This is a genomic window from Stenotrophomonas sp. 05L414_2 (assembly GCF_056397905.1).
The window spans coordinates 1-3,152 of the sequence record NZ_JBFTOJ010000270.1; the positions used below are offsets into that span (position 1 = coordinate 1).

Below are 3,152 nucleotides of genomic sequence, written 5' to 3' on the forward strand. Positions count from 1 at the left end.
AGCTTGCGCGCCTCGGTCACCTTCTCGCCAAGCTTGACGATGGCAAAGCCGACCAGGCCAGCGAAGAAGATCACCGGCAGGATCGAACCACGGCCCGCSGCCAGCACGGTCTCGCCGGCGGCGTTGACCTTGGTGCCGATACCGGACAGCGCGTAGAACACGTTGGATGGCACCACATCCAGCAGCACCTGCACCACGCTGGGCACTTCGCGCGGCACATAGTTGCTGGCCATCGACAGCTGCAGTCCACCGGCGCCGGGCTGCAGCACGGTACCCACGCCCAGGCCCACGCATACCGCCAGCGCGGCAGTGATCACGAACCACAGGAACGTGCGCCCGCTGAGCGCGGCGACCGATTTCTGGCCGTGCAGTGAAGAGATCGCGTTGATGACCGCGAAGAACACCAGCGGCACCGCGATCATCTTGATCAGCGTGACGTACAGCTCGCCGAGCGGGCCGAACCAAGTTTCAGCAGCCGGGCCAAGCGCCCAGCCGGCCAGCGCACCGAGCACGAAGCCACCGACCACGCGCTGCCAGAATGGAATCCGCAGCCAGGCAGAGACCAGCTTCATAGGCAATCCAAGGGGGTAGGAAGGGATGCTGGCACGATAGCCCAAGGCGGCCCGCAGAACGACCGCCCGCATGGCAAATCAGTGTGTCATCGGCGTGCCTTGCGAGGCCGGGCATAATGAACGTCCCGTTACACTTTGTGAGATCCCAGCGTCCATGCGCCGTTCCGTCTCCCTGTTGGCCGCCTGCGCCACGACCCTGCTGCTCGGCGCCTGCGCCAGCACCGCTCCAGCGTCCGCCCCGACCGGCCTGAAGGTCACCGTTGCCCCCGTCGCCCACCCGGCCGGTGAAACCCCGCAGTGGTGGTACCGCAGCGGCGCTGCGCAGGCAGCGGCGAACGGCGCGATGGCTGGCAAGGCCAAAAACGTCATCCTGTTCCTCGGTGACGGCATGAGCCTGACCACCGTCGCCGCCTCGCGCATCTACGAAGGCCAGCAGAAGGGCGGCTCGGGCGAAGAGAACCTGCTGTCGTGGGAACGCTTCCCCGCCACCGCGTTCAGCAAGACCTACAACACCGATTCGCAGACCCCGGATTCGGCCGGCACCATGACCGCCATCACCACCGGCGTGAAGACCCACATGGGTGCGATCGGCGTCAGTGCCGGCAGCCGCACCGACTGCGCCGACAGCCTGTCCAAGGGCCTGCTGACCTGGCTGCAGCTGGCCGACAGCGCCGGCCTGGCCACTGGCGTGGTCTCCACTGCGCGCCTGACCCACGCCACGCCGGCCGCGACCTATGCGCACTCGCCTGAGCGCAACTGGGAAAACGACACCGACCTGACCGAGGCGGCCAAGGCCGCCGGTTGCAAGGACATCGCGCAGCAGTTGCTGTCGACCTCGCGTTACGGCCGCGGCCCGCTGGTCGCCCTGGGCGGTGGTCGCGGTGAGTTCACCACCGTGGAAGAGCGCGACCCCGAGTACGACGACAAGGTCGGCCAGCGCCTGGACGGCCGCAGCCTGGTGCAGGAATGGCAGCAGGCGCACCCGCAGGGCGCCTACGTCTGGAACAGCAAGCAGCTGCAGGCCGCCGCCAACGCTCCGGCGATCCTCGGCCTGTTCGAGCCCGACCACATGCGCTACGAATACGAACGCCCGCAGGACCCGGCCGGTGAGCCGAGCCTGGCCGAGCTGACCGCTGCGGCGATCAAGAACCTGTCGCGCCATCAGGAAGGCTACGTGCTGATGATCGAAGGCGCGCGCATCGACCACGCCAACCACAGCGGCAATGCCTACCGTGCGCTGACCGAAACCGTGGCCCTGTCCGATGCCGTGCGCGTGGCCAACGAGCTGACCTCGGCCGATGACACCCTGATCATCGTCACTGCCGATCATTCGCACACCCTGAACTTCGTCGGCTACCCGGCCCGAGGCAATCCGATCCTGGGCAAGGTGAAGGACAAGGGTGGCGAAGATGGTGCCGGCAAGCTCGACTACGCGCTGGATGGCAACGGCCAGCCGTACACCACCCTGAGCTACGCCAACGGCCCCGGCCATACCGGCACCAGCAACCAGCAACCGGCCGGTCCGAAGCGTTACCCGCACAACCCCAGCAGCTTCGAGCCGGCCAACGGCCGCCCGAACCTGCACGACGTCGATACCGAGCATCCCGACTACATGCAGGAAGCGCTGGTACCGATGAAGTCCGAATCGCATGGTGGCGAGGACGTCGGCATCTGGGCACGCGGCCCGGGCAGCAAGGCGATCCGCGGCACCCTGGAGCAGAACGCGATCTACCACATGATCGTGCAGGCCACCCCGGCCCTGCGCGATCGCCTGTGCCAGGCCGGCACCTGCGACGACAAGGGCGTACCGGTGGAACTGCCGGCACCGGCGACCTTCGAACGCAAGGCCGAGGCCAAGTGATGGCGCGGCCGGCACGCTCTGCTCTGGGCAGCCTTCGCCGTGCGCGCTGGCTGGCCCTGCTGGGCGTGCTGGCCAGCCCCTGGGCGCCGGCGCAGGGCCCGGCCTGCAAGGTCATGACCGAAGAGCACGGGTTGTGGATGCTGCCCGGCTGCGAGGTCGTCGATGACAAGCCGCAGATCAGCGCGGAGACCCTGCAGGATCTTCCCTACGACGGCGATGGCCTGGCGCTGGTACAGACCGCCGATGGCTTCCACTACGTCGACCGTCGCGGCCGCAGCCAGGCGGTGATCGCCTGGGACAACGGCGCCGACTCCCTGCAGGAAGGCCTGTTCCGCGGCCGCGTCGGCGATCGCGTGGGTTATTTCAACGCTGCCTTCGAGCAGGTGATTGCGGCCACGTTCGATTTTGCCTGGCCGTTCCAGGATGGCGTGGCCGAGGTCTGCAACGGCTGCCGCCGCGGCACGCCCGATGGCGACGGGCATACGCTGATGGAAGGCGGCGAGTGGTTCCGCATCGATCGTTCCGGTCGCCGGCTGAAGTAAGGGGTTTATCGGCAGGGCGGCGCCCTGCACCTGCCGAACAACGGCAACGGCCGAAGCAACAGCCAAAGTGGCATTCCGTGGGATGGCCGGGCGGTGTCGGATTGCGGGGACGCCGCAAGTACGTCCTTGTAGGCTTGGCAGCCGCATCCATGCGGCTGACACCCCGCAATCCGACAC

At 67.6% G+C, this 3,152-nt stretch carries 3 protein-coding genes; 2 read left to right on the forward strand and 1 reads right to left on the reverse strand.

The window, feature by feature from the left end; all coding sequences use genetic code 11:
* Window positions 1-572 (reverse strand): dicarboxylate/amino acid:cation symporter (locus AC1DJN_RS21390; protein ID WP_478040149.1); only part of this gene is annotated, 572 nt, incomplete at its 3' end.
* A 154-nt stretch (window positions 573-726) separates the two neighbouring features.
* Here AC1DJN_RS21390 and AC1DJN_RS21395 point away from each other — a divergent pair.
* Together AC1DJN_RS21395 and AC1DJN_RS21400 are read left to right on the forward strand one after the other, a co-directional pair.
* The gene (locus tag AC1DJN_RS21395; protein WP_032975048.1) at window positions 727-2,433 is read left to right on the forward strand and encodes an alkaline phosphatase; all 1,707 of its coding nucleotides are present in this window, start codon (window positions 727-729) and stop codon (window positions 2,431-2,433) included.
* Window positions 2,430-2,975, forward strand: coding sequence for a WG repeat-containing protein (locus AC1DJN_RS21400; RefSeq protein WP_282279982.1), 546 nt, complete (start codon window positions 2,430-2,432; stop codon window positions 2,973-2,975). Before AC1DJN_RS21395 ends, AC1DJN_RS21400 begins: the two co-directional genes overlap by 4 nt.
* Window positions 2,976-3,152 lie beyond the last annotated feature (177 nt).

Coding starts and splice junctions, on each gene's coding strand:
- AC1DJN_RS21395 (WP_032975048.1), top strand. CDS start 727: ATGCGCCGTTCCGTCTCCCTGTTGGCCGCCTGCGCCACGACCCTGCTG.